Raw genomic sequence first — 20,837 nt, forward strand, 5'->3', positions numbered from 1 at the left:
ACGGGGCCGCCGCCCGGGGCACGGGCGCGCCGCCCGGCCCCGGCCTGTCAGGCGACCGTCCCGCCCGCGTTGCGGATCAGCCGCTGGAGCACCTTCACCGTGGTGACGTAGTCCGCGTCGTCGATGCCCTCGTGGAGGGCGGCGCGGATCTCGGGCGCGTTTCGGGCCAGGGCGACGCGGGCCCGTTCCCCCTCCTCGGTGAGCTACAGCCGCTCATCCGCGTCACGGGTCAGCCAACCTCGCTCCAGGAGCACCTCGGCTTCCGCCGACCTCTGTGGGCTCGGACGTCAGTTCTTCCGGAAGGCGTTGTACGTTGACATGCCCGTGCCGCAGCGCACCAGTCCTTTCGAGATCTTTCCTGTCTGCCCCCGGCGAACTGGTGTCCGTTGACAGGGCAGCTAGTCCGATGGAAGCCGCTGACCTGCTCGGACTAGCTTCGCTGTCTATGCAGTCGCGTGACACCGCCCCGTTCCGGGCCCTGCGACTCACGGCGATGGCGTGGCGCCTGCCACACGAACCGACGTGCCCCGTGATGCGGAAACACCCCGGGTTTGAGTACTTCGCACCCCAGCCCATCAGCGACTCGGGCGACATCACGTTCTTCAGCACGGGCAACGCTCTCGCTCGACCAGAGGTGCGGCAGCGTCTCGCGCAGATCCTTTTCGGGCCCCGACTCTGACGACCGGGGTCACGGCAGCAGTCCAGTGCGTCAGCGGCCGAGGGGGACAACAGAGGCGACCACGTCCGCCCCATGAACCACGTGGATCACAGCGTGCAGCCGCAACCGACGATGAGCTCCTCCAGCTATGAGATTCGGCACCACCCTGCAGAAGGACGGCCCCGAAGGCGGTAAGCTGAGAGTGGCCGTACGGGAGTGTTCTTGGTCACACTTGAATCGCATCCGTGCGGCCTTTTGCATGCCCTGCCCCCTGTCGATCTTGAGGCGATAGCCAGGCAAGTGTGGGGACGCCGGGCCCATAGAATGGCCGTCGTGACCGACAACACTCAGCGCCCCGACAGCGGGCCGAACAGCGCCCCCGAACTGCCGACCCAGTACACGCCGGCCGAGGTAGAGGGGACGCTGTACGAGCGCTGGGTAGAGCGCGGTTACTTCGAGGCCGACGCGAAGAGCGACAAGCCCGCGTACACCATCGTCATCCCGCCGCCCAACGTCACCGGATCCCTCCACCTGGGCCACGCCTTCGAGCACACGCTCATCGACGCCCTCACACGCCGCAAGCGCATGCAGGGCTACGAGACGCTGTGGCAGCCCGGCATGGACCACGCCGGCATCGCGACGCAGAACGTCGTCGAGCGGGAGCTCGCCAAGGAAGGCAAGTCCCGCCACGACCTGGGCCGCGAGGCGTTTGTCGAGCGGGTCTGGCAGTGGAAGGCCGAGTCCGGCGGCCAGATCGCCGGTCAGATGCGGCGCCTGGGCAACGGCGTCGCGTGGAGCCGTGACCGCTTCACCATGGACGAGGGCCTCTCGCGCGCCGTCCAGACCGTCTTCAAGAAGATGTTCGACGACGGCCTGATCTACCGCGCCGAGCGCATCATCAACTGGTGTCCGCGCTGCCTGACGGCGATCTCGGACATCGAGGTCGACTACCAGGACGACGACGGTGAGCTCGTCTCCATCGAGTACGGCGAGGGGGACGACACGGTCGTCGTCGCCACCACCCGTGCCGAGACCATGCTCGGTGACACCGCCGTCGCCGTTCACCCGGACGACGAGCGGTACAAGCACCTCGTCGGCAAGCACATCAAGCTGCCGCTGACGGGCCGCGCAATCCCCGTCGTCGCCGACACACACGTCGACCCGGAGTTCGGCACCGGTGCCGTCAAGGTCACGCCCGCCCATGATCCCAACGACTTCGCCATCGGCCAGCGGCACGGCCTGGAGTCGCTGACCGTCATGGACGAGCGCGGCGTGATCACGGCCCACGGGCCTTTCGAGGGGCTTGACCGCTTTGAGGCGCGTTCCGCGATCGTCGCCGCGCTGCGGGCCGATGGCCGGATCGTCGCGGAGAAGCGGCCGTACGTCCACTCGGTGGGCCACTGCTCGCGCTGCAAGACGACCCTTGAGCCGCGGCTGTCCCTGCAGTGGTGGGTGAAGGTCGAGACGCTCGCCAAGGCCGCGGGTGACGCGGTTCGCGACGGCCGGGTGGACATCCACCCCGCCGACTTGTCGCAGCGGTACTTCGACTGGGTCGACAACCTCAACGACTGGTGCATCTCACGGCAGTTGTGGTGGGGCCACCGCATCCCCGTCTGGCACGGCCCGAACGGCGAGACCGTGTGCGTCGGCCCCGACGAGCAGCCGCCGACCGGTGAGGGCTGGGAGCAGGACACCGACGTCCTCGACACCTGGTTCTCGTCCGGCCTGTGGCCCTTCTCGACACTCGGCTGGCCCGAGAAGACCGCGGACCTGGCCAAGTTCTATCCGAACTCGGCCATGGTCACCGGGTACGACCTGATGTTCTTCTGGGTCGCGCGGATGATGATGTTCGGCCTGTACGCGATGGACGGTGAGATCCCCTTCCACACCATCGCGTTCCACGGCATGGTCCGTGACGAGCACGGCAAGAAGATGTCGAAGTCGTTCGGCAACACGGTCAATCCGCTGGACTGGATGGACAAGTACGGCTCCGACGCTCTGCGGTTCACGCTCGCGCGGGGAGCCAACCCCGGTACCGACGTGCCGATCGGCGAGGACTGGGTCCAGGCGTCCCGGAACTTCGCCAACAAGATCTGGAACGCGACCCGGTTCGCGATGATGAACGGCGCCACGATCGAGGGCGAGCTGCCCCCGGCCGAGCAGCTCTCGGCCACAGACCGCTGGATCCTGTCCCGGCTGAACACCGTCGTGGCCGAGGCGGACGCGTACTACGACGACTACCAGTTCGCGAAGCTCGCCGATGCCCTGTACCACTTCGCGTGGGACGAGGTCTTCGACTGGTACGTCGAGCTGTCCAAGACGACGTTCATGGCCGGCGGCGACGCGGCCAAGGTCTCGGCTCGCGTCCTGGGCGAGGTCCTGGACGTGACGCTGAAGCTGCTCCACCCGATCGTTCCGTTCGTGACGGAGACGCTGTGGACCACGCTCACCGGCCGCGAGTCCGTCGTGATCGCCGACTGGCCGGCGGACAGCGGGTTCCGTGATGCCGCGGCCGAGGCGGAGATCGAGAGCCTCCAGCAGGTGATCACCGAGGTTCGTCGCTTCCGCTCGGACCAGGGGCTGCAGCCCGGTCAGAAGGTGCCGGCGCGTCTGGAGCTGTCGGGTACGCAGCTCGCTGCTCACGAGGCCGCCATCCGTCAGCTGCTCCGGCTCCAGCCGGAGGGCGACGGCTTCAGTGCCTCGGCGACCCTCCCGGTCGCCGGCGCCACGGTCGCGCTCGACCTGTCCGGCACGATCGACGTCGCGGCTGAGCGCAAGCGGCTGGCCAAGGACTTGGCTTCGGCGGAGAAGGAGAAGGCCCAGGCGGAGGCCAAGCTCGGCAACAAGGCGTTCTTGGCGAAGGCGCCGGACAACGTGGTCGAGAAGATTCGTACCCGTCTCGCGAAGGCCGAAGAGGACATCGTCCGGCTGCAGAACCAGATCAACAACCTGCCGCCTGCCTAGTAGCCAGAACAGCGAGGAAGCCCCGGACGCATCGTCCGGGGCTTCCTTCATACGGAGGGCACCGCTACGGAATTCCCAAGCCCTCGAAGGGGCTCGACAGGGAGAACTGCCGCTGGCGGGCGACCGCGAGGGCCTGTTCGAGGTCGAACTCGGCCATCCGGATCAGGTCGACGAGCCGGGACGGCTTCGAGGCGAGGACGAGGCGCGTGATGTCCTCGGCCGTGTCATCGCGGTTGAAGTGGTGCCGGAACAGGTCGAGGTTCTTCTGCACCACCAGCAGGGTCATGCCGAACTCGGAGATCTCGGCGTTGGAGACCCGTCGTGTGCACGAGTGGACTCGGTATTCGTGCAGCGGGCCTGCGATGCACACGATGTGGTTGACCTCGCCCCTGCGGAAGCGCCCGGCGAGGAGGTTCACAGCGAACGCCCAGTCCCCCCACTTCCGTACGTCCGGGTCGTAGAGACCGCCGTGGATGGCGTCGTCACGGCGGTAGACGATCGAGGTGGGCACGTGGTGCTTACGCAGGACCAGTTCCTCGCGGCACGGGTAGGAGGAGACGGTGAGCCCGTCGAAGTCGCCGATCATCCGCGACATGGTGTGGACGAAGGCCACGTGGCGGTGCGACTTGAGGAGTTTGACGGATCGGTCCGGGTAACTGCCGGCCTTCAGCAGCTCAGGCGCTGTGGCGAGCCGATCGTCGGCGTCGAGCTGCATCACGTACGCAAAGGACGCGGCGTTGATGCCGGCGTTCCTGGCGGCGTGGTGTCCGCTGTGATCCTGGCGGACTATGCGGACTTCCGCGCGCTCGGCGCACAGCGCAACTGCACGAAGCGTGGGCTGGTCGTCGGAGCCGTCATCCACGATCACGACTTCGTACGGGAACGTGTGGGGCTGCTGGATCAGGGACTCGACGGCTTCCACGAGATAGCCCCCCGAGTTGAAGCAGGGGATGACGAAGCTGATCCCCTCGGGCGTGCTCGACTTCACGGCTTTCTCCCTGTCTCTGATCAGGCTGCCCGGTTGGCGGCGATGACGGTGGCCCGGGTCGCCTCGAAGCAGTTGCGCCCGGTTCGTCTGTCCTGTTCCGTGTGCTCGGACCAGAGCAGCGTGAGGTCCCAGCCGTCGTAGATCCGCTCGATGACCTGTCGGAAGGTCTCCGGAGAGTAGTCGGCCTCCCCCTCGATCCGCAGGTTGCTGCCGTCCGCAGACCTGCGGGTGATCCCTGTGAAGACTTCGAGGTAGTGGTAGTTCGCCCCCTGCGCGTGAGTGACCGCGCTCGTGAGGAGGGACTCGATGTCGCGTCTTGCGAGGTAATGCAGGACGTCCTTGGCGACGACGACTCCGAAGTCTTCATCGATGGCGAAGTTCTCGGCGAGGCATTCCCGTGTTTCGATCCGGTGGGCCCAATCACTTGCGCCGTCGATGCGCTGAAGAAGCGAGTCGCTGGGGATCTGATCGACGGCTACGACGCGGAATCCTGCGCGCGCTAAGGCGATGGTGTAGGTCCCGGCCCCATACCCCAGGTCCAGTGCGGTATGTGGGGTCCCGTCTCCGATGGATTCCAGGAGGGTATTGAACCGCTCCGAGGTGGCGGCTTGGAGGTTCTCCGCGGTGTTCCGGCCGCACAGGATCGCGTCCGCGTAGAAGGCATGCACGGATGCCCTCGAAACTGGCTGATTCATGTATGACTCCTCTATGCCTGGAAGGTCTGGAGCAGCCGGTGCCTAGAAGGGCACCGTGACCAGGCGTCCAGGAGCGAGTACCGACGAGGCGAGGGCCTCGGTGACCTGCATGGGCCGAAGGTGGCTCGCGAGGGAGCTGCGCTGCTCGGAGCCGCGCAGCCAGTGCTCCATGAGTTGGCGGTTGCTGTCGCTGTGGAACAGCCCGTCGAACGACTCCTCCGACACGTACTGCTCGTCGGGCAGCAGTGCGGCGTTGGCGCGCGTGGTCACGCGGGCGAACGCGTCGATCCCATCCGCGCTGATGCCGCGGGGGATGTCGTAGCAGTGGACGTGGGTGGAGAACAGCGTCGACAGCTGTGCCTCCAGGTCGACGCTCGATGTGCGGCCGTTGACGTTGTAGAGGCCATCCGGGAGCTCCGCCCAGTCGCGGATGGAGGGGGTGGTCTGCTCGAAGGACAAGGTCCCGAGCGAGACGGTCCTCCCCGTCGCCACATCTACGAGGCGGAACGTGGAGGTCACATCGGTCTCGCCGAAACGGAAGCCCTCATCCGAGTCCGCCGACCACCGCGCGCCGGCGTCCTGGAACCTGCGCGCGAACGGCTGAGAGAGGCGCTGGTGCTGGTCGACGGGGAAGGCGCCGAAGGCGCTTACTTCCAACCGGAGCTGGCGCTCGGCGAAGAGCTCCGCGTTGAGCGACAGGATCTGGGTCGCGAGATCCACGTAGTGGTACGCGCCGTGCATCATCATCCCGTAGCCGTACTTGTACGGGTGATCGTCGCGGCTCTCGAACTCGCGTTGAAGGTTCCACACACCACCGGCCGCCCGGAGATGGAACGAGGTCAGGGGTGCCTCCCACCTCTCCATCCGGTTCCTCAGCGAGGCAACGACCTTGTGGTTGTAGATCTGGTGGTACCGGCTCAGCGTCATCACCGAGTGCTCCGCGGAGGAGTCGGCAGCGACACCGATGAGTTCCTCCATGGTCTTCGTGATGTACGAGGGCTTGAACCGCCCGTCCACGATGGGAGCCAGTACGGGCTTCTCGACCAGTGAGTCGATGTGGTTCTCCACGCAGAACCGCAGGTACGCCTCGTGAGCCCGCACCTCCGTGGCGATGTACACCTTGGTCGGTACGCCGGGTACTCGCAGGCGCCGTATGGCGGCCGCAATGAGCTCTTGCGGCGTCTCCCGTACTCGGTCGCCGGAATCCGGCAGGTAAACGACTCCTCGCGGCTTCACAGTCGCCGCCGCTATGCGCCCGTCGATTTCCGTCCGCTGCGACTCCAGGTCGATGATGGAATAGGAGTCGATGTGACCGGAGTCAATGGCATCGCGAATGCACGGCAGGTACTTGTTGGCGACGATCTCATCAAAACCGACCACGATGAGATGATGCATAGGTATCACGAGAAGACCTTCCTGCTGGCCTAATGGGATGGATGCTGGTGGCTACTTTTGGGCGCACGCCAGTAGGGGCTGTTTGTGTGATGCGTAACTGGCCCGAGCTCGACGGCTGGGAATTCTCTGACTGCTGCCCGGCTTCTCCGGAGCTGCTCCTCAGGGGATGACGGCTTGGGATTCCTGTGTCTGCGCCTACCGCCCAGGCCGCGATGGCTTCCCGTCCGGATCGACGAGGTGCGGCTTGGCCGCCACGAGCCCGAGGACCCCGTCTTGCACCACTGACCCCAGTGGCACAGTCGGCGTGTTCACAGCCTCAGCCTCGACAGAAAGTTCGCGAGGGACACCGTGACGTCCTGCACGAGTGGCCCGACGCTGTGGGTTCCGGCGAGGTAGAGGCCGAAGACCGTACACACCACGGCGTGACCCGCTTTAGCCCACCGCCCCGGCGTGAGAAGGCGATCACGATGCCGAGGATCAGCAGGACAGCAACTTCGACAGCCACCGCGGAGCCCCCTTCGATCTCGTACGGATACTGGAGACCGAGGCGGGTATGCGACGACCGCGTCGGTGTGACCATGACAGCGGTCCGAACGTGCCCGGAGTATCACGAGCCGTTGCCGGAGCTGTTCATCATCGGCTCATGGTTGGTTGGTCTAACTTTTCAACATCCGCTTACACACGCCCTCATGAGAGGCTGGCCTAGGCTCCGGATCATGACCAGAGATGGGCAGGCGGTAGGCGCGGTGGGGAAGAGTCGGCCGGGCTGGCGCCCGGGCAGGTTGAGGCAGCAACGCGAAGCCCACGGCCTGACGCTGGAGGGCGCGGGCGAGCAGCTGCGTGAGGTGGCGCGGGCCGCCGGACTCGCGGTGCCGGCCGCCAACTTCCAGACGCTGTGGCAGCACGAGCAGGGTGAGATCTATCCCGGGCCGCACTACCGTCGCGCGTACTGCCTGTTGTATCGCGCGACCGAGCCCGAACTCGGCTTCCGTAATGCCCTGCCCGACGAGGCCAGAAAGCTCAAGTTCACCGCGTCGAACGAGCCGCACAACGGGGCCCACGTACTGGCCGTGGAGCGCGCGTTGCTCCAGCTCTCGCCGGGTACGGAGGAAACCGACGGGCAAGGGGTACAGCAGCGAATCCTCGACGCCTGGAAGCGCCGTCACACCGGCGGCGATCCGAACAAGCCGACGCTGCTGATGGTCGGCGGCTACGCCGGCAGCGGGAAATCCGAGTTCGCCCGCTTCATATCCCAGCTCACCGGCTGGCCCGTCCTCGACAAGGATCCGATCACACGTCCCCTCGTCGAGCGCCTCCTCATAGAGATGGGCAGTGACCCTAACGACCGGCACACCGACCTCTACCGGGAGAAGGTTCGCCCGCTGGAGTACCAGTGCCTGCTGGAGACCGCGTACGCAAACATCGACTGCGCGATCAGCACGGTCCTGAGCGCACCGTTCATCTCCGAGAGCACCGACCCTCGGTGGATGGGCCGCCTGATCAATCGCTGCGAAGCGCGCGGCGTCACCGTGGCCGTCGTCTGGATTCAGTGCGACCTCGACACGATGCACGAGTACATCACCTTCCGGTCCGCCGCCCGGGACAGCTGGAAACTCCAGAACTGGGACACGTACGCCGCCGGGATCGACCTCGAACTGCGGCCCGTCATACCGCACTTGGTCGTCGACAACCGGCTCGGCGCCGCGATATCCCTCACGGACCAAGTGCGCCAAGTCTTCGGCACGGTGTTCCAGTGAGGCAAGGCATCCTGCTGTACGGGCCGCCAGCGGCAGGCAAGGACACGGTCACGGCAGCGCTGTCCGAACTCGACGAGCGGTACGTGCCGTTCACCCGTCTGAAGATCGGGACCGGGAAGACCCAGGGCTACCGAATGGGCACACCGGAGCAGCTGGCCGTCCTGGAAGCGCGCGGCGACGTCATCTACCGCAACGACCGGTATAGCAACGTCTACGTCGTCGACCGACCCGGCCTCGACCAAGCCATGGAGGGCGGCAGAACCCCTGTCGTCCACCTCGGCCAGATGGCGGGAATGAAGCAGGTGACTGCCCTCTTCCCGGCGCACTGGGTGCGCGTTCTGCTGTGGTGCTCCAAGGAGACCACTGCCCGACGCTCACCGCAGCGAGGGGACACCGACACGGCGGCTCGGCTGGCTGCTTGGGATGCCACTCGGGCGGATCTTGCGGCTCACCCGCGGGCCCAGTGGGAACTGCGCGTGGACACGGATGGGATGGCACCACGGGAAGCCGCACAGGGGATCGACGCCATAGTCCGCACCACGTCACCTCGCTCCTGACGGTCAAGACGTCAGCGACCCAGCCGGATGCCACCCGCTCAACTCGCGTTGTCCAGGTCCCCCTCGACGCGCAGGGCTTCCAAAGCCTCGGCGATATCCAGCTGCTCGTCTCTGTTGCCATCCCATCGGGCGAGGGTCACTGCGGCGGCACGTATGACTTCGTCGGGCAACCCGGCATCAGCGTGCAGTGCCGCCGCGTCCTCGAGCTCTGGACCCCAACGCCAGGCGCGGGCAGCGGTCTTGGGGATGTAGTCGGTCTCCACAAGGTAGCTGCGGGTGCGCTTGGCCGCGATCTCCAGTAGCTCGTCTGCGACACCGTACGAGTCCGCCGCCCCGTACGCGACGGCGGCCAGCACGCGGGAGACCTTTTGGTAGCTGGAGTATGCGAGCTTGAGTGCGGAGGCTTTCCCGATGCTGTCGCCCAGGACGTGAGGCCGCACATCAGTGCCGGCGAAGAGTTCGGCGATCCGGTCGGCTTGCTTGCCTGGGCCGGACAGATAGAGCGTCGGGTACTTGCCGCCCACCGGAGGAGATCCGACCACGGCGGCGTCGACGAATGCCAACGGGGCCAGGCGGTCGGCGATGCGCTGCACGCGCGATGGCGAGACGGCGTTCGCTTCAACGTAGATCGTGCCCGCGTCGGCCATACCAAGCTCGGCCACCTGGGCGGCGGTCTCCTCCGCAGCGGCGGGAGGGCACAGGGAGAGCAGCACGTCGGAGCGGGAAACGAGCTCAGGTAGTGCCTTGGCTTCGAGGCCCGCGTGCTCGGCCCGGCGGCGAGTTGTGTCGCTGCGCCCGTCGGGACACCACAGCACGATGTGGCCGCGAGCGCGCAGCTGGGCGCCGAAGGCTGATCCCATGCTGCCGGGATGCAGCAGCCCGATGGTGTCCGTCATGTCGTGGTCCTCGTGTGGCCAGCAGAATGCAGAAGCAGCAGGTCGATGGCGGCGCGCGCATGGGGCACCGTGTGATCCGGCCCGGGATCGTTCGGCGGCCAGGAGCGGTCGTTGCCGATCCAGATGGTGCCCAGCCCCGCGGAGCGTCCGCCGCCGATGTCGTTGACAGGGTTGTCGCCGACCATCCAGCCCCCGTCGCCGAGCGCGGTGCCGCAGCGGGCCGCAGCCAGGGCGAAGTGCCGGGTCTGCGGTTTGCCTGCGTTGGCCTCCTCCGAGACGAAGGCACCGTCCACACGCTCCGCAATACCGGTGGCCTGCAGCTTGGCGCGCTGGATGTCCACCGCACCGTTGGTCGCCACCCCCAATCGGAAGCCGACCGCACGCAGCTGGTCCAAGCCGTCAAGGACGTCGGCCGGGCACGAGACCAAGGCCGCGATGTCGGTGCAGTACGCGCGCCACAGCTCTGCAGTCGGCATGGGCAGCCGGTACCGAATGCGGATCGCGTCAAACGTGGACGGATAGGCCCGCTCTGCCACCATGCTCAGGACGTACGCCTGCTCCTCGTCCGCCAGACGGTGCCGGGCGGTGAACTCGGCGGCCCAGGCCGCGAGCGTTCCCCGCCGGTCCACGAGGGTGTTGTCGAGGTCGAAGAGAACGAGGAGGCGCTGCACATCCCGCACCCTAATCTGCGACGGTCAGCGCTGTGATCCACCAGCCAGTCCCTGGACTGGTGGCCTTCCACCTCAGCCTGGGGGCCAGGGTGTCCGGAGGATCTCGCTCGCCCCCAGGTTCGTGCACTGTTGCATTCGGCTCGCCGCGCCGTGGCGGTAGATAAAGCGCGTTGCCGTCAGGCGTTCCGCTTCGGGACAGCCACGGGCGGCGGCCGTTCCCCTGTATTCGGGGAGTGACGATTAAGCCAACTCCCGGGTGCGGCAGCAAAGATCAGTGGTGAAGCCACACGATTTACAGTGAACGCACACGTGTTCAGCCGTGCGCCGGACACACGGACGACCGTCGCGACCGGGGGAGAATGGACCCGCAGTTGAGGCAACTCACGCAGACCGCCGGTGCCACATTGGTCGCACTGATGGCCACAGAAACATGGACTGCGACACGCAACCAGGTCGTCGCCCTGTGGAGCCGGGCCAGATCGTCCGACGCCGAAGACGTCGCAATGGCACTCGACGAAACTCGAGAGCAGGTCCTCCTGGCCCGGGAACGGGGAGAGCGCACCGACGGAGAGCGCGTTGGCCAATCAGTGGCACGGACGCCTCATGGTGCATCTGGCGGGCTCGTCGTACGGCTCCTACAAGACCGTGCGGGACCTGATCGCCGTCGCCGACGCGGCCGGCCGGCCCGCCAGGGCGCGCACCACGCTGTACGGCGAGGTCCCGGAGGAACGGCTGCGGGCGGCCGTCGCCTCGGACGGGCATCTGCCGGAGCTGCTGCCGGTGGTGGACTGACGGGCCGGCGGGCACGGGTCGGCGGGCACGGGTCGGCGGGCACGGGGCCGCCGCCCGGGGCACGGGCGCGCCGCCCGGCCCCGGCCTGTCAGGCGACCGTCCCGCCCGCGTTGCGGATCAGCCGCTGGAGCACCTTCACCGTGGTGACGTAGTCCGCGTCGTCGATGCCCTCGTGGAGGGCGGCGCGGATCTCGGGCGCGTTTCGGGCCAGGGCGACGCGGGCCCGTTCCCCCTCCTCGGTGAGCCACAGCCGCTCATCCGCGTCACGGGTCAGCCAACCTCGCTCCAGGAGCACCTCGGCTTCCGCCGACAGGTCGTCCTCGGGCCGGATGTAGGAGGACATGGCCTTCCGCAGCTCGGGCAGGGTCATCCCCTCGCCGTCGGGCGAGATGTCGTTCACGGACAGATTGCGCAACAGCCAGAACTGCGGCTGGGTGTAACCCTTTTCGGCCTGCCTGGCGCGGGTGTACGCGATGAGCGCCTCGTAGGCGACACCGGTCCAGTACGCGGCCGGCTGTCCGGCGAGTTCGGTGTCGGAGATCTGCTGGTTCGCCATGGGGATGGCCCCTCCCGCTGCTTGGGTGCGAGCCCGCACGCCGTGCGGGTCTGTTGGGGACCGTATGACCTCAAGTGCGGTTGAGGACAAGCGGTGATCTCCCCGACGCCGTCAGGGGGGCGGGTCATCCTTCCCGACGGGTTCGGCCACGGGCGACGCGGCCGACGTCCGCGGGGGCGTGCCTGCCCCGGTACGTACGGTCAGCCGGCCTCGCGGTCAGCCGGCCTCGCGGTCGTTCGCCGGCAGGGAGGTCACCAGCAGGACCACGCCGCTCAGCAGGAAGACGCGGAGGGCGGCGTCGAGGCCGTTCCAGTCGCCGGACTGCCACATGACGAACCACTCGCCGCCGATGGCGATGAAGCCGGCGCCGAAGAGGAGGAGGACCATGAGGAGGCCGAGGGTGCTGTAGCGGCGGGCCGTGTGGAAGGCGCGGTGGCGCAGGGCCCTGGCCCAGAAGTAGGTGGCCGCGATGAGGATCAGGGCCGAGACGGTCTCCCAGATGATGATGAGGACGTAGGCGGCGTCCTGGATGCCCTTCGACTCGATGGCCCGCCACATGAGGTCCTCGTCCTTGAACGTGGTGTCCATGGCGAAGACATGGCGGACGAACTGCTGGTTCGTGCCGAAGTCGGTGATGTTGCTGAAGGCGACGAGGGCCATGTAGAGGGCGACCGTGCCGACGAGCAGCGTCGAGGCCAGCGGGAGGAGGGAGGGGCGGGGGGTCTGTTTCTCAGCCATGGTCCAACTATGTGCACAGGCATGCGTCAACCCCAGGTGATTTTCGGCGCGTTGGATCACAATGGGAGTCGCCGTCGGCGCAAACCGGTCCGAGGGTGCGGTACGAGCCGCAAGGAAGGGTGACGCATGGGACGCGCGCAGCCGCCCATTCCGACGATGCAAGAGCTGATCCGACGGCGCACACGCCAGGGCTTCGTCGGCCGGAACACCGAACGCGCCGCCTTCCGGGCCACCTTCGACCTGCCCGTCGAGGACGAGCGGCGGCGCTTCCTCTTCCATGTGCACGGCACCGCCGGCATGGGAAAGACCTTCCTCGTCCGGGAGCTGGAGCAGATCGCCCGGGAAAGCGGCGCGCTCACCGCGTACGTCGACGACGGCGTCGGCAGTGTGCCCGAGGCCATGGCGGTGATCGCGGACCGCTTCGCCCGGCAGGGCCGGCGGTTCAAGGAACTGGAGCGGCTGCTGGCCGCGCACCGCGAGCGGCGTTACGAGGCCGAGCTGGCCGCCGAGGCCCTGTCCGAGCCGGAGGGGGGGACGGGGCCGGCGGGGGCCGAACCCTCGGGGGCGAGCATGGCCGCCGCGCGGGCGACCCTCGTCGCACTCGGCCTCGTCCCCGTGGTCGGCCCCTTCGCCGGTGCCGTCGACCCGGCCGGACTCGCCCGCCATGCCGACCGGTTGCGTGCCGGGCTCGCATCCCGGGCGCGCGGCTCGGAGGACGCCGAGTTGGTCCTCACCCCCGAACCGGTCCTCACCCCGACCCTGTTGGAGGAGCTGACCCGGACAGCGGCGGAAGTCCCCTGGCTGGTCCTCTTCTTCGACACGTACGAACGCACGGGTGCCTTCCTCGACCCCTGGCTGCACGACATCGTCGCCGGTGACCGGTACGCCCCCGTCCCCGGCAACCTCGTCCTGGTCACCGCCGGACAGCGCCCCCTGGACGGCGCCCGCTGGGGCGGCCTCACCGACTTCGTCCTCGATCTGCCCCTGGAGCCCTTCACGGAGGCCGAGTCACGCGGGCTCCTCGCCGCAAAGGGTGTGCTCGCCCAGCCGGTCGTGGAGGAGGTCCTGCGGCTCACCGGCGGGCTGCCGGTCCTGGTCTCCACCCTCGCCGAGGCCCGCCCCGGCGACCTCGACGACCTTGCCGACGCGGGCGATCCGAGCGCCACGGCGGTCGAGCGTTTCCTGAGGTGGGAGGGCGATCCGGTACGCCGGGCCGCCGCGTTGACCTGCGCCCTGCCCCGCTGGCTGGATGCGGACGTGTTCCGGGTGGCGGTGTCGGAGCCGGCCTTCGGCACGGCTTCGGCCTTCGGCACGGCTTCGGCCTCCGGTGCGGATGGTGGCGCGGGCACGGGGGGAGACAGCGGCCGGGGCTGCGACGGGGATGCCGACGGGCTGTTCGGCCGGCTGCGGGCCCTGCCGTTCGTCACCGATCGCGGGGACCGGGTGGTGTACCACGACGTCGTACGGGCACCGATGGTCCGGCTGCAGCGGCTGCGGTCTCCCCGGGGCTGGAGCGAGCGGCACCGGCGGTTGGCGGAGGCGTTCGCCGGGTGGCGGGCGGAGACGGAAGCCGTCTTGGACGGCAAAGAGGCGTGGGGCGACGAGCGGTGGCGGGAGCTGCGGCTGGCCGAGGCCTACCACCGGCTGTGTGCGGGGGAGCGCGGGGCGCTCGCCGACGCGCTGCGGGACGCCGTGGACGCCTGCGGGGAGGGCGCGGCCGTGGCCCGGCGGTGGGCCGAGACCCTGGCGCAGGCCGGGCAGGACGCCGATGACGAGGACGCCGGCCGCTGGGGCCACGATCTGCTGGGCGCGCTGGAGCGGGGCGGCGTCCACGACGCCCTCGGGGCACTGCTGCTCCGGGCCGGTTTCGACGCCCGGCGGGAGGCGTACGCACGCGCCCTGCGGGGGCGGGCGCTGCACCGGGACGGGGCGCACGAGCGGGCGGTGGCCGAGTACGACCGGGCCGTCGCCCTCGATCCCGAGGCGGCCACGGCGTGGCAGGGCAGGGCGGTCGCACGGGCACACACCGGGGACCACGCCGGAGCCGTGGCCGACCTGGACCGGGCCGACGCGCTCGCCCCCGACGACGTCACCACCCTCGTCCTGCGCGGCGACTACCACCGGTTCCTCGGTGACCTCGACGCGGCGGTCGCCGACCTGGACCGGGCGGTCGCCCTCGACCCCGTACGCCGCTCGACCTGGGCCTCGCGTGGCGCCGTCCGCCACGCGCAGGGCCGCCTCGACGAGGCCCTCGCGGACCTGGACCACGCCCTGGAGCTCGACGGGGAGTACGTGTGGGCCCTGGTGCGCCGGGCGCGCGTACGACGTTCCCGGGGCGAGCGCGAGCGGCAGTTGGCCGATCTGCACCACGCCGTCGCCCTCGACCCGGACATCCCCTGGGCCCGCTGCGAACGCGCTGACGCCCTGCGCGTCGCCGGCCGTGACGAGGAGGCACTCGCCGACTACGACCGGGCCATCGAGCTGAACCCGCTCTACGCCTCCGCCTACGCCGGCCGGGGCGTCTCCCGCACCGGACTCGGCCGCCACGACGAAGCCCTCGCCGACCTCGACGTGGCCGTGGCGCTCGCCCCGGACTACGCGTGGGCGCTGCGCCACCGCGCCGCCCTCCACCTCGAACTCGGCCACGCGGAGCGGGCGTTGGCCGACGCGGAGCGGGCCCTGTCGCTGAGGCCGGGCGACCCGCTGATCACGGAGGTACACGCCCGGGCCACGGAGGCGACGGCCCCATCGGCCCCGGCCCCGGCCCCGGCCCCGGCCCCGGACCCGGACCCGGCCCCGGCCCCGGACCGTACGGAGTAGAGGGCCTCGGGTGTACGCCCGGCGCGCGGACCGTACGGAGCGTCCGGGGCTGAGAAACGGTTGTGGGCTGTGGGTCGATTGCGCTCGTCAAGAGCTCTGAGCCGACTGTTCCCGTTCGATTACAGTGCTGGACTGTCGAGCCGTACGGGCGTACGGATGTACTGACGTACTGACGTACGGGTCGGGGCAGGGCCGTGAGGAGGCCGGGGTGGGTGGGACAGCCGGTGCCGTGTGGGGGCGGGTCGAGCAGCAGGACTTCCGCAGCCGGGTGCGCGGCACACTGCTGGGCGCGGCCGTGGGCGACGCGCTGGGCGCACCGGTCGACCAGCTCACCCTGGCGGAGATCGGCGAGGCGTACGGCCCGGACCGGCTGACCGATCTGGCCCCCGCGTACGGCAGACGCGGCGCCATCACCGACCTCACGCAGCTCACCCTCTTCACCGTCGACGGCCTGATACGCGCCCAGGTCCGCCGTGACACCGGCGTCTGGCATCCGCCTACCGATCTGCACCGGGCGTATCTGCGCTGGGCCGCGACCCAGCGGGACTGGGGCCCCGACGAACGCCGCAAGGACGACGGCTGGCTCGCCCGCGAGGAGTGGCTGTACGCCCGCCGCGACCCCTCCCGCACCTGTCTTCTCGGCCTCGGGGACGAGACCATGGGCACCCTCGACGCCCCCAAGAACCCCGGTGACACGGGCGCCGAGGCCGCCGCCCGCTCCGCCCCCTTCGGCCTCCTCGTCGGCTGGGAACCCCAGCTCGTCTTCCAGCTCGCCGTCGAGTGCGCGGCCCAGACCCACGGCCACCCCACCGCGTACCTCACCGCCGGCTCCTACGCCGTCATCGTCCACAGCCTGGCGCGGGGCGAGAGCCTCGACGCCGCCGTCCAGAAGACCCTGGTGCTGCTGGCCGCCCGCCCCGGCCACCAGCCGGTCGCCGACTCCCTCCAACAGGCCGTCACCGCCGTCCGCCAGGGCACCCCCTCCCCGGCCGTCGTCGAACGACTCGTCGGCGCCGGCACGGCCGAGGGCATGCTGGCCGTCGCCGTGTACTGCACCCTGGTCGGTGAGGACGTACGCCACGGCCTGTGCCTCGCCGTCAACCACGGCGGACCCTCCGGTGCGGCGGGCGCCCTGACGGGCGGTCTCCTCGGCGCTCTCCACGGCGAGACGGCCCTGCCCCCCGCCTGGCTGGCGGAACTGGAGGGCCGCCCCACGATCCTCGTCCTCGCGGACGACTTCGCCCTGGAGATGACCCAGGGCCCGGCCCTGCACGGCCCCGGCGGAGCGGTACCGGGGTGGCTCACGCGCTACCCACGGGCCTGAGGCGACGCCCCGAGAACGACCGGAACGAAGCGGAGACCATGGCGAACTGGAACCTACGACCGGCGGCACCGGCCGACGTGGAACCCCTGGCCGAACTACGCGCCGTGGTGATGCGCCCGGACCTGGAACGCCTCGGCCGCTACGACCCGCACCGCGTCCGCCAACGCTTCCGCGACGGCTTCGACCCGTCCCACACCTGGATCATCGAGGTCGGCGGCGGCTTCGCGGGCTGCGTGGCCCTCCGTCCCGCCCCCGAGGCCCACTGGCTGGAGCACTTCTACCTGGCCCCCCAGCTCCAGGGCACCGGCATCGGCACAGCCGTACTCCGCCACCTCCTCGACCGCTCCGAGGAGCCCGGCCTCCCGATCCGCCTGAACGTCCTCCAGGGCAGCCCGGCCCGACGCCTCTACGAGCGCCACGGCTTCCGTCCGGAGACGGAGGACCCGGTGGACGTCTTCATGGTGCGCGACCCGGGCCCCCTACCGTGACCCCATGACGACTCAGATGATTTTTCTCAACGGTGGTTCCAGCGCGGGGAAGTCCGGGATCGTACGGTGTCTGCAGGCCGAACTGTCCGACCAGTGGCTGGCGTTCGGGGTCGACTCCCTCATCGAGGCGATGCCCGCGAGGATGCAGACTGCGGACGGCGGCATCGAGTTCTCCGATGACGGCGGGGTGAGCATCGGCACGGACTTCCGCGCTCTCGAGCAGGCCTGGGCGCAGGGCGTCGTGGCCATGGCCCGCGCGGGTGCCCGCGTCATCGTCGACGACGTCTTCCTCGGCGGAGCGGAGTCCCAGCGCCGCTGGGAGAAGCACCTCGACGGCGTGGACGTGCTCTGGGTCGGCGTCCGCTGCGACAGCGCGGTGGCGGCGGCCCGGGAGATCGCCCGGGGAGACCGCGTCCCCGGTATGGCCGAGGCCCAGGCCGACATCGTCCACGTGGGCGTCCACTACGACCTGGAGGTCGACACCACCCACACCGAGCCCCTGATCTGCGCCCGCGCCATCGCGGCCCACGTCGACCGGGAAGCGGGGGAGGGGTCTTCGTGAGCTGGAGCCCGATGGTCTCCAAGTTCGTGGATGGCGGTGAGGAGCCCGTCGGTCTGGACCTGACGCTCGTACGGGCCGTGCTGGAACTCACGATGTCGGGGACCCGGAACTCACGGTGAGCGAGGACGGGACCCTCCAGTTCTGGCTGCGGGCCTGCGACGGCAGCGAGACGGAGGTATTCGCTGACGCGCGGTGCGTCGGGGTGCACCGCCCGCACGCCGGAGGCGTATGGGAGACCGTCGCGGAGCTGGTCGCCCGCCTGGGAAACGTGAGGACCGCCCCCGGTCACCAGGGCGCGGCCCTCACGTCAGGCGAGAGTCGGGCTCAGACCCCCGTGGGGCTCGCCGCGTCCTTCCCCGAAGCCGGAGCCGGCACCGCCGCCGCGGCCCCCGCTCCGCCCTTGCCGTCGCCGTCCCCGTCCGAGTTGATCATCTCGATGATGGCGAGGCGCTCGGGCGTGTCCTCCGGCTTGATGAAGCCGACGACGATGTACAGCACCAGCGAGACGGCCAGTGGGACGGACACCTGGTACTGGAGCGGGACGCCACCGTCTAGGTTCCAGTGGATGGGGTAGTTCACCAGCCAGAACGCGAACAACCCGCACGACCAGCTCGTGAGCGCCGCCGTCGGGCCGGAGCGGCGGAAGGGCCGCAGCAGACCCAGCATCATCGGGATGGCCATCGGGCCCATGAGTCCGGCGACCCACTTGATGACGACGGTGATGATGTCCCCGAAGGCGGGGGAGTTGACCTGGGTGGCCGCCGCCATCGACAGACCGAGGAACACCACGGTCGCGACCCGGGCGACCCGCAGCCCCTGCCCCTCGGTCCACGTGCGCGCCCGCCGCCACACCACCGGCGCGAGGTCCCGGGTGAAGACGGCGGCGATGGCGTTCGCGTCGGAGGAGCACATGGCCATCGTGTGCGAGAAGAAGCCGACGATGACCAGGCCCAACAGGCCGTGCGGCAGCAGCTGTTCGGTCATCAGGGCGTACGTGTCCGAGCCGTCGCCCTTCTCCGTGGTCACCAGCAGCGGTGACATCCACATCGGGAAGAACAGCACCAGCGGCCAGACCAGCCACAGGACCGCCGAGAGCCGGGCGGAGCGCTCGGCCTCGTACGGGGTCGCCGTGGCCATGTAGCGCTGGGCCTGGTTGAGCATGCCGCCGTTGTACTCGAAGAGTTTGATGAACAGGAAGGCGAGCAGGAAGACCGTGCCGTAGGGGCCCACCAGCGGCTCGGCGTGACCTTCCAGCTTCGGGTGGTCCCAGACCCCGAAGAAGCCGCCGTAGTCGCCGAGTTTCATGACCACCGCCACGAACATCGCGATTCCCGCGAGCAGTTGGATGACGAACTGGCCCAGCTCGGTCAGCGCGTCCGCCCACAGACCGCCGATCGTGCAGTAGACGGCCGTGATCGAGCCCGTGATCAGGATGCCCTGGTTCAGGGACACACCCGTGAACACCGACAGCAGGGTCGCGATCGCGGCCCACTTGGCGCCGACGTCCACGATCTTCAGCAGCATGCCGGACCAGGCGAGCGCCTGCTGGGTGCCGAGGTTGTAGCGGTTCTTCAGGTATTCGAGCGGGGAGGCCACGTGCAGGCGTGACCGCAGCCGGTTGATGCGCGGGGCGAACAGCTTGGAGCCGATGGCGATACCGAGGGCGATGGGGAAGGACCACGTCACGAAGGAGGTGACGCCGTAGGTGTACGCGATACCGGCGTACCCGGTGAACATCACCGCGCTGTAGCCCGACATGTGGTGCGAGATGCCGGAGAGCCACCAGGGCATCTTGCCGCCGGCGGTGAAGAAGTCGCTGACGTTGTCCACACGCTTGTGCGACCAGACGCCGATCGCGACCATCACACCGAAGTAGCCGATGAGCACGGCCCAGTCGAGACTGTTCATGGGCCCCCTTCCAGGGTTCGCCGCCAGGTTCAGCTTGGATCAGGCATGTGAACTCTGAGTTCGGCGGCATGTCCACGGCAAGCGAGCGTAAGGTCAAGAGGGGGTAAAAAAGTTCCGAGCGATGACTTCGGTTTATGTATATGAACAGAGAGTTGGCCGAAAACGATCAGCTCCAGCCAGCTGCAGCGTCGGCGTCGGTCTGCGATGTCAGTGTCGGCGTCAGCTCCCGGCGGGCTCGATGCCGTCCCTCGGCGGTCCGGGTCAGCGCATCAGTTCCCCGGCGTTGACGAGGAGGGACTGGCCGGTGATCGCCCGTGCGCGGTCGGAGGCCAGAAAGACCGCCGCGTCAGCGACATCCCCGTCCGTGGCCAGCTCGGGCAGCGCCATCCGCCCGGCGAGCCGCGCCAGCACCTCCGCCTCGGACACGCCCTCGGTGCGCGCGGTGAACCGCACGTACGCCTCCACCGGAGGCCCCCACATCCAGCCCGGCAGAACTGTGTTGACCCGTATCCGGTGCGGCCCCAGCTCCCGGGCCAGCGAGTACATCGCACTCGTCAACGCCCCCTTGGACGCCGCGTAGGCCGCCTGCCACACCTGCGAGGGTGCGGCCACCGACGACTGCGTACCGACGATGACGACCGCCCCGCCGCCGGCCGCCTTCAGGCTGGGCAGGCAGGCCCGGGTCATCCGCAGGGTGCCCAGCAGGTTCACGTCGAGGACCGCCTGCCAGGCGGTGAAGTCGGCGTCCTCCAGGCCCCCGAAGTACCCGTCGCGCGCCGCCACGTGCACCACCGCGTCCAGGCTCCCGAACCGCTCCCGCGCGAGCGCCGCGAGCGCCGCGCACTGCTCCTCGTCGGTGATGTCGGTCGCCCGGTACGCCGTGTGCGAGCCGCCCGGGTCCACCTCCGCCGCGGCCTTGGCCAGATTCGCCTCCGTGCGCGCGCCCAGAACGGCGTTCCCGCCGTCCCGTACGACCGCCGCGGCGACCCGGTGCCCGAGCCCGGCGCCGACACCCGACACGACGACGGTCTTGCCGTTCAGCAGGGGCGGTGTCATCGCGACCTCCGA

The 20,837-nt window shown here is 69.2% G+C and carries 17 protein-coding genes and 2 pseudogenes; 9 read left to right on the plus strand and 10 right to left on the minus strand.

From position 1 onward, the window contains the following. Nucleotides 1-47: 47 nt before the first annotated feature. A pseudogene (locus ACFY9I_RS10555) lies at nucleotides 48-266 on the minus strand (MarR family transcriptional regulator); the annotation flags it as partial. Nucleotides 267-982: 716 nt separating this feature from the next. Between ACFY9I_RS10555 and ACFY9I_RS10560 the strand changes: the two are divergent. Further along, nucleotides 983-3,622 carry a valine--tRNA ligase gene (locus ACFY9I_RS10560; protein WP_390999372.1) on the plus strand — a complete coding sequence of 880 codons (2,640 nt, stop codon included), beginning with the start codon at nucleotides 983-985 and terminating at the stop codon, nucleotides 3,620-3,622. Between the two features lie 64 nt (nucleotides 3,623-3,686). On the opposite strand, the gene ACFY9I_RS10565 is transcribed toward ACFY9I_RS10560, so the two are convergent. From ACFY9I_RS10565 to ACFY9I_RS10575, 3 genes are read right to left on the minus strand one after another with little or no spacing between them, the layout of a single operon-like run. Further along, complete coding sequence (locus tag ACFY9I_RS10565) at nucleotides 3,687-4,610, minus strand: glycosyltransferase (RefSeq protein ID WP_390999375.1); 924 nt, start codon at nucleotides 4,608-4,610, stop codon at nucleotides 3,687-3,689. 20 nt (nucleotides 4,611-4,630) lie between these two features. Beyond that, the gene (locus ACFY9I_RS10570; RefSeq protein ID WP_390999378.1) at nucleotides 4,631-5,305 is read right to left on the minus strand and encodes a methyltransferase domain-containing protein; all 675 of its coding nucleotides are present in this window, start codon (nucleotides 5,303-5,305) and stop codon (nucleotides 4,631-4,633) included. 42 nt (nucleotides 5,306-5,347) lie between these two features. Then, a complete protein-coding gene (locus ACFY9I_RS10575; protein ID WP_390999381.1) occupies nucleotides 5,348-6,700 on the minus strand; it encodes a hypothetical protein in 1,353 nt (450 codons plus the stop codon). Nucleotides 6,701-7,416: 716 nt separating this feature from the next. Here ACFY9I_RS10575 and ACFY9I_RS10580 point away from each other — a divergent pair. Further along, the gene (locus ACFY9I_RS10580; protein ID WP_390999384.1) at nucleotides 7,417-8,457 is read left to right on the plus strand and encodes an AAA family ATPase; all 1,041 of its coding nucleotides are present in this window, start codon (nucleotides 7,417-7,419) and stop codon (nucleotides 8,455-8,457) included. Then, the gene (locus ACFY9I_RS10585) at nucleotides 8,454-9,014 is read left to right on the plus strand and encodes a guanylate kinase (protein WP_390999387.1); all 561 of its coding nucleotides are present in this window, start codon (nucleotides 8,454-8,456) and stop codon (nucleotides 9,012-9,014) included. The genes ACFY9I_RS10580 and ACFY9I_RS10585 overlap by 4 nt, the downstream gene beginning before the upstream one ends. 38 nt (nucleotides 9,015-9,052) lie before the next feature. Here ACFY9I_RS10585 and ACFY9I_RS10590 read toward each other — a convergent pair whose 3' ends face one another. Together ACFY9I_RS10590 and ACFY9I_RS10595 are read right to left on the minus strand one after the other, a co-directional pair. Continuing rightward, nucleotides 9,053-9,910, minus strand: a complete 858-nt coding sequence (locus tag ACFY9I_RS10590) for a DUF1932 domain-containing protein (protein WP_390999390.1) — start codon at nucleotides 9,908-9,910, stop codon at nucleotides 9,053-9,055. Beyond that, nucleotides 9,907-10,581, minus strand: coding sequence for an HAD-IA family hydrolase (locus ACFY9I_RS10595; protein WP_390999393.1), 675 nt, complete (start codon nucleotides 10,579-10,581; stop codon nucleotides 9,907-9,909). The genes ACFY9I_RS10590 and ACFY9I_RS10595 overlap by 4 nt, the downstream gene beginning before the upstream one ends. Before the next feature lie 528 nt (nucleotides 10,582-11,109). Between ACFY9I_RS10595 and fbiC the strand changes: the two are divergent. After that, nucleotides 11,110-11,373: pseudogene (gene fbiC, locus ACFY9I_RS10600) on the plus strand (7,8-didemethyl-8-hydroxy-5-deazariboflavin synthase); the annotation flags it as partial. Nucleotides 11,374-11,461: 88 nt separating this feature from the next. Here the strand turns inward: fbiC and ACFY9I_RS10605 are convergent. Together ACFY9I_RS10605 and ACFY9I_RS10610 are read right to left on the minus strand one after the other, a co-directional pair. After that, complete coding sequence (locus tag ACFY9I_RS10605) at nucleotides 11,462-11,929, minus strand: MarR family transcriptional regulator (RefSeq protein ID WP_390999395.1); 468 nt, start codon at nucleotides 11,927-11,929, stop codon at nucleotides 11,462-11,464. A 216-nt stretch (nucleotides 11,930-12,145) separates the two neighbouring features. Next, entirely contained in the window at nucleotides 12,146-12,667 is a 522-nt protein-coding gene (locus tag ACFY9I_RS10610; protein ID WP_390999398.1) for a DUF2165 family protein, read from the minus strand. A gap of 126 nt (nucleotides 12,668-12,793) precedes the next feature. On the opposite strand from ACFY9I_RS10610, the gene ACFY9I_RS10615 reads away from it, so the two are divergent. The 5 genes from ACFY9I_RS10615 to ACFY9I_RS10635 all read left to right on the plus strand — a co-directional run bounded on the left by ACFY9I_RS10615 (nucleotide 12,794) and on the right by ACFY9I_RS10635 (nucleotide 17,980). Then, nucleotides 12,794-15,487: a tetratricopeptide repeat protein gene (locus ACFY9I_RS10615; protein WP_390999401.1), complete on the plus strand. Its 2,694-nt coding sequence runs from the start codon at nucleotides 12,794-12,796 to the stop codon at nucleotides 15,485-15,487. 208 nt (nucleotides 15,488-15,695) lie between these two features. Continuing rightward, complete coding sequence (locus ACFY9I_RS10620; RefSeq protein WP_390999404.1) at nucleotides 15,696-16,811, plus strand: ADP-ribosylglycohydrolase family protein; 1,116 nt, start codon at nucleotides 15,696-15,698, stop codon at nucleotides 16,809-16,811. A 38-nt stretch (nucleotides 16,812-16,849) separates the two neighbouring features. Continuing rightward, nucleotides 16,850-17,299: a GNAT family N-acetyltransferase gene (locus ACFY9I_RS10625; RefSeq protein WP_390999406.1), complete on the plus strand. Its 450-nt coding sequence runs from the start codon at nucleotides 16,850-16,852 to the stop codon at nucleotides 17,297-17,299. A gap of 4 nt (nucleotides 17,300-17,303) precedes the next feature. Continuing rightward, the gene (gene cpt, locus ACFY9I_RS10630; RefSeq protein WP_390999409.1) at nucleotides 17,304-17,861 is read left to right on the plus strand and encodes a chloramphenicol phosphotransferase CPT; all 558 of its coding nucleotides are present in this window, start codon (nucleotides 17,304-17,306) and stop codon (nucleotides 17,859-17,861) included. Continuing rightward, on the plus strand, nucleotides 17,858-17,980 hold the full coding sequence (locus ACFY9I_RS10635) for a hypothetical protein (protein ID WP_390999411.1): 123 nt from the start codon (nucleotides 17,858-17,860) through the stop codon (nucleotides 17,978-17,980). The genes cpt and ACFY9I_RS10635 overlap by 4 nt, the downstream gene beginning before the upstream one ends. A gap of 205 nt (nucleotides 17,981-18,185) precedes the next feature. Here the strand turns inward: ACFY9I_RS10635 and ACFY9I_RS10640 are convergent, their stop codons facing one another. After that, entirely contained in the window at nucleotides 18,186-19,769 is a 1,584-nt protein-coding gene (locus ACFY9I_RS10640) for a sodium:solute symporter family protein (RefSeq protein WP_390999413.1), read from the minus strand. 261 nt (nucleotides 19,770-20,030) lie between these two features. Next, nucleotides 20,031-20,825 carry an SDR family oxidoreductase gene (locus ACFY9I_RS10645; protein WP_391000370.1) on the minus strand — a complete coding sequence of 265 codons (795 nt, stop codon included), beginning with the start codon at nucleotides 20,823-20,825 and terminating at the stop codon, nucleotides 20,031-20,033. Nucleotides 20,826-20,837: the final 12 nt, after the last annotated feature.

The organism is Streptomyces sp. NPDC012510 (assembly GCF_042955065.1).
In the GTDB taxonomy this organism is placed as follows: Bacteria; Actinomycetota; Actinomycetes; order Streptomycetales; family Streptomycetaceae; genus Streptomyces.

Coding starts and splice junctions, on each gene's coding strand:
- ACFY9I_RS10580 (WP_390999384.1), top strand. CDS start 7,417: ATGACCAGAGATGGGCAGGCGGTAGGCGCGGTGGGGAAGAGTCGGCCG.
- ACFY9I_RS10560 (WP_390999372.1), top strand. CDS start 983: ATGGCCGTCGTGACCGACAACACTCAGCGCCCCGACAGCGGGCCGAAC.
- ACFY9I_RS10575 (WP_390999381.1), bottom strand. CDS start 6,700: ATGCATCATCTCATCGTGGTCGGTTTTGATGAGATCGTCGCCAACAAG.
- ACFY9I_RS10605 (WP_390999395.1), bottom strand. CDS start 11,929: ATGGCGAACCAGCAGATCTCCGACACCGAACTCGCCGGACAGCCGGCC.
- ACFY9I_RS10570 (WP_390999378.1), bottom strand. CDS start 5,305: ATGAATCAGCCAGTTTCGAGGGCATCCGTGCATGCCTTCTACGCGGAC.
- ACFY9I_RS10645 (WP_391000370.1), bottom strand. CDS start 20,825: ATGACACCGCCCCTGCTGAACGGCAAGACCGTCGTCGTGTCGGGTGTC.
- ACFY9I_RS10615 (WP_390999401.1), top strand. CDS start 12,794: ATGGGACGCGCGCAGCCGCCCATTCCGACGATGCAAGAGCTGATCCGA.
- ACFY9I_RS10625 (WP_390999406.1), top strand. CDS start 16,850: ATGGCGAACTGGAACCTACGACCGGCGGCACCGGCCGACGTGGAACCC.
- ACFY9I_RS10610 (WP_390999398.1), bottom strand. CDS start 12,667: ATGGCTGAGAAACAGACCCCCCGCCCCTCCCTCCTCCCGCTGGCCTCG.
- ACFY9I_RS10640 (WP_390999413.1), bottom strand. CDS start 19,769: ATGAACAGTCTCGACTGGGCCGTGCTCATCGGCTACTTCGGTGTGATG.
- cpt (WP_390999409.1), top strand. CDS start 17,304: ATGACGACTCAGATGATTTTTCTCAACGGTGGTTCCAGCGCGGGGAAG.
- ACFY9I_RS10590 (WP_390999390.1), bottom strand. CDS start 9,910: ATGACGGACACCATCGGGCTGCTGCATCCCGGCAGCATGGGATCAGCC.